Origin of the sequence: Streptomyces griseorubiginosus (genome assembly GCF_017614965.1) — a bacterium.
Classification (GTDB): domain Bacteria; phylum Actinomycetota; class Actinomycetes; order Streptomycetales; family Streptomycetaceae; genus Streptomyces; species Streptomyces griseorubiginosus_B.
Window position 1 is genome coordinate 1 of record NZ_WVUG01000477.1, and the last position, 4,439, is coordinate 4,439.

The 4,439-nt window shown below is 68.5% G+C and carries 4 protein-coding genes; 3 read left to right on the top strand and 1 reads right to left on the bottom strand.

Translation table 11 applies throughout. The features are described from left to right. The coding region (locus GRC12_RS42170) for a LacI family DNA-binding transcriptional regulator (protein ID WP_208785737.1) at positions 1-972 on the bottom strand (972 nt) is incomplete at its 3' end. A gap of 396 nt (positions 973-1,368) precedes the next feature. Between GRC12_RS42170 and GRC12_RS42175 the strand changes: the two genes are divergently transcribed. From GRC12_RS42175 to GRC12_RS46825, 3 genes are all read left to right on the top strand, one after another. Beyond that, on the top strand, positions 1,369-2,718 hold the full coding sequence (locus tag GRC12_RS42175) for an ABC transporter substrate-binding protein (RefSeq protein WP_208785738.1): 1,350 nt from the start codon (positions 1,369-1,371) through the stop codon (positions 2,716-2,718). 97 nt (positions 2,719-2,815) lie between these two features. Next, entirely contained in the window at positions 2,816-3,808 is a 993-nt protein-coding gene (locus GRC12_RS42180) for a carbohydrate ABC transporter permease (RefSeq protein WP_244374605.1), read from the top strand. Further along, positions 3,805-4,439 (top strand): carbohydrate ABC transporter permease (locus GRC12_RS46825; RefSeq protein WP_308286754.1); only part of this gene is annotated, 635 nt, incomplete at its 3' end. The genes GRC12_RS42180 and GRC12_RS46825, both read left to right, overlap by 4 nt.

The following is a 4,439-nucleotide window of genomic DNA, read 5'->3' on the forward strand; positions in this document are numbered from 1 at the left end:
GATCTCCATGCCGGGGACCGGGGTCGGGGTGGCGATGCGTTTGAGCAGGCGTTCCACCGCCGTCTCGGCGATCATCTGCTTGTCCGGGGAGATCGTCGTCACCGGCGGGTTCGAGTAGCGGGCGTCCTCTATGTCGTCGTAGCCGACGATGGCGACGTCCTCCGGGACCCGCAGCCCGCGGGCGGCCAGGGTGTGCAGGGCGCCCAGGGCCACCAGGTCGCTGTAGCAGAAGACCGCGTCCGGGGGTTCCTCCAGGTCGAGCAGGTGGGCCATGGCGGTGGCGCCGTCGGAGCGGTTGAAGCGCGGGGTGGAGATGACGTACTCCTCCCGGACGGGCAGACCGGCCCGCTCGTGGGCCAGCCGGTAGCCGCGGGTGCGCAGCTGCGCGGCCTCACCCGTGCGGTACGGCTGGTCACCGATCGCCGCGACGCGCCGCCGCCCGAGGTCGAGCAGATGCTCGGTCGCCTCGCGCGAGGCGCTGACGTCGTCGATGCCGATGTGGTCGAAGCTGCCGTCGCTGACGCGTTCGCCGAGCACCACCAGCGGCAGGCTCGCGTCACGCTCGGTCAGGTCCGACTGGGCCAGGCCCAGCGGGCTGAAGATCACGCCGTCGAAGAGCAGCTGCTGCGAGCCACGGCTGAGGAACAGCTTCTCGTGCTCGGCGTCGCCGTCGGTCTGGTCGATCAGGACGTTGTACCCGCGCACCCGGGCCGCCCGGATGATGCCCTGCAACAGCTCGGCGAAGTACGGGGTGTCCAGGTAGGGCACGACGACCGCGATCTGCCCCGAGCGCCCGGAGGCGAGGTTGCGGGCGAGCACGTTCGGCCGGTACCCGAGCTCGTCCACGGCCTGCTGCACCCGCGCCCGGGTGCTCTCGGCGACCGGCGCGTAACCGTTGACCACGTTGGACACGGTACGACTGGAGACGCCGGCCAACGCCGCGACGTCGCGGAGCGTGACGCCCTTTGCCATAGGTCACCTTCATCCCGGATGGGGTCGTTGTTGAAAGTTTCGCCCCAGCTCTTGCAGCGTGGCAATCCTTCGGTTAACACTTTTGCAGCGCTGCAGAGCCTAGCAGAGGCCCCCCGGAAGGGATGATCGGGAACCGCCTCCTGCCCGGCCCTGGCGCGCCAGGACGACCGGTAGGAGCCGCAGTGACGCACTTGACCGTTGCCGGGTGGGCAGCCGCCCGCGCCCGGACCGGGCGCACCTCGTTATCCGCCACGACCTGACGACACCCGGTCCTTCATGTCCGAAATCTCGAACGACGTTCGAGATCAGGATCCCGTGCACCCGCTTTCCGGCACATACCACCGCGTACCCTTCACCGATGCCTGCCCCTCGGCACCCTCACCCAGGAGAATGCTCATGTCGTCCACCAGACTGCCCCGCTCCCTGCGCCGGACCGCCGTCGCGACGACCTCCGCCGCCCTCGCCGGTGTGCTCCTCGCGGCCTGCGGCTCCAGCGGCGGCAGCGACTCCGGCTCCTCCTCCAGCGGACCGGTGCACATCAAGGTGTGGGCCTGGTACCCCGACTTCAAGCAGGTCGTCGACGAGTTCAACAAGACCCACAAGGACGTCCAGGTCGACTGGGTGCAGGCGGGCGTCGGCCAGGACGAGTACACCAAGCTGAAGACCGCGCTCAAGGCCGGCCAGGGCGCCCCGGACGTCGTCATGCTGGAGTTCCAGGAGCTGCCGACCATCCAGCTCACCAAGGGCCTGCTCGACATGGGCAAGTACGGCGCCAACGCGGACAAGGGCAACTACGTCTCCTGGGCCTGGAACCAGTCCTCCGACGGCGACCACGTCTACGCCATCCCGGTCGACGGCGGCCCGATGGCGATGATGTACCGGGCCGACCTCTTCAAGAAGTACAACCTGAAGGTCCCGACCACCTGGGCGGAGTTCAAGCAGGAGGCGGTCAAGCTCCACAAGGCCGACCCGAACGCCTACCTGACCGACTTCGGCAGCGACGAGACCGCCGCCGGCTGGCGCCAGGGCCTGATGTGGCAGGCGGGCTCCCGCCCCTACACCTACTCGGCGAGCAAGCTGCCCGACATCGGGGTCAACCTGAACGACGCCGGGGCGAAGAAGGTGTACGACTACTGGGGCGACCTGGTCAAGAACAAGCTGGTCGACACCACCTCGTACGCCACGACGGACTTCTACAACGGCCTGAGCACCGGCAAGTACGCCACCTACATCGCGGCCGGCTGGGGTCCGGGCTACCTCTCCAGCGTCGCCAAGAAGACCGCCGGCAAGTGGCGCGTGGCCCCGCTGCCGCAGTGGACGGCGGGCGGCAGCGACCAGGGCGACTGGGGCGGTTCGAGCTTCGCGGTGACCACGCAGACCAAGCACCCCAAGGAGGCCACCGAGGTCGCCCGGGAGCTCTTCGGCACCTCCGAGGCCGCCTGGAAGATCGGCATCGACCAGGCCTACCTCTTCCCGCTGTCCAACCCGATCCTCAACGGCACCTACTTCAAGCAGAAGAAGTACGCCTTCTTCGGTGGCCAGCAGATCAACTCCGTGTTCGTGCCCGCCGCCAACGGCATCTCCACCTTCGACTGGAGCCCGTTCCAGGACTTCGCCTACAACACCGACACCAGCGAGGTCGGCAAGGCCATCCAGGGCCAGACCGACTGGTCCGCGGTGAACGACAACGTCCAGAGCCAGGTGACCTCCTACGCGTCCAAGCAGGGATTCAAGGTCAGCAAGTAACCGGCCCGGCTTCCCGAGTCCGCACCGCCCCCGCCGACGCCCCGCGCGTCATCCGTCCGCCGTCGGCGGGGGCCCGTACGACGCGCAAGGAGATGTGATGAGCCTGCTCCGACAGCAGGGACCAGCACTCGCGCCCCCAAGTCCCGCGCCCGCCGGGGCGATCGGGGTCCCGACGGCCGGCGGAAGGAAGGGCCGGCGCTCCCGGGGGCTGTCCGCCCGTACCCGGCACCGGGGCATGGGGCTGCTGCTGGTCGCCCCGTTCACCCTGCTCTTCCTGGCCTTCCTGGTGGCGCCGCTGGCGTACGCCTTCTGGCTGAGCCTGCGGACCTCCACCCTGGTCGGCGGCGACCACTTCAGCTGGTTCGCCAACTACAAGCAGACCTTCACCGACCCGCACTTCCTGTCCGGTGTGCGCCGGGTCGCGGTCTTCGGACTGGTGCAGATCCCGCTCATGCTCGGACTGGCGCTGCTCGGGGCCCTGATCATCGACGAGGTCACCAGCCGCCTCGCCAAGGTCTTCCGCATGACCCTGTTCATGCCGTACGCCGTGCCCGCCGTGATCGGCGCGCTGATGTGGGGCTTCCTCTACAGCCCGACCTTCGGCCCGGTGAACTCCCTGAGCCACGCCCTCGGCATGGGCAAGGTCGACCTGCTGGGCCACAGTCTGATGCTGACCTCACTCGGCAACATCGTGACCTGGCAGTGGACCGGCTACAACATGATCGTCCTGTACGCGGCGCTGCAGGGCCTGCCCCGCGAGGTCTACGAGGCCGCCAAGCTGGACGGCGCCGGGCAGATCCAGACGGCCCTGCGCATCAAGATCCCGATGGTCTCCTCGGCGATCGTCCTGACCCTGATGTTCACCATCATCGGCACCCTGCAGTTCTTCACCGAGCCGCGCGTCCTGGAACCGACCGCCTCCTCGGTGATCAGCCCGGACTACACGCCGAACCTCTACGCCTACAACCTCGCCTTCCAGTACTCGGAGTTCAACTACTCCGCCGCCATCTCCTTCTCGCTCGGAGCGGTGGTCTTCATCGGCTCCTACCTCTTCCTGTTCGCCACGCGCAAAAGGAGCGGACTGAAGTGACGACCGCCGCAGCCCCCGCCCCCGCCGTCACCGCCCGGGCGCACCGCCGTGCCTCCGCCGCCCGCGGACGCGTCACCGTCAACGCGGTGATGGTGGCGATGATCCTGTACTTCCTGCTGCCGTTCTGGTGGCTGGTCGTCGCGGCCACGAAGAACAACGACGCGCTGTTCTCCACCGCCGCCCTCTGGTTCCACTCGCCGGCCTCGTTCTTCGACAACCTCCGCCAGCTGTTCACCTACAACGACGGCGAGTACCTGCGCTGGATGGGCAACACCGCGATCTACGCGGGCGTCAGCGGCGTCGGCGCGACGGCGGTGGCGACCTTCGCCGGGTACGCCTTCGCCAAGTACCGCTTCCCCGGCCGCAACCTGCTCTTCTCCAGCCTGCTCGGCGCCATCATGGTCCCGGCGACCGCGCTGGCCATCCCCACCTATCTGCTGCTGAGCAAGGTGGCGCTGACCAACACCATGTGGGCGGTCATCCTGCCCTCCCTGCTCAACCCGTTCGGCGTCTACCTGGTGCGGGTGTACGTGCAGGAGTCCCTGCCGGACGAACTGCTGGAGGCGGCCCGCGTGGACGGCGCGGGGGAGCTGCGCGTCCTGTTCAACGTGGCGCTGCCCACCCTGAAGCC

Excerpts from the sequence above, each read along its gene's own strand:
- GRC12_RS42175 (WP_208785738.1), top strand. The coding sequence starts at position 1,369 with ATGTCGTCCACCAGACTGCCCCGCTCCCTGCGCCGGACCGCCGTCGCG.
- GRC12_RS42180 (WP_244374605.1), top strand. The coding sequence starts at position 2,816 with ATGAGCCTGCTCCGACAGCAGGGACCAGCACTCGCGCCCCCAAGTCCC.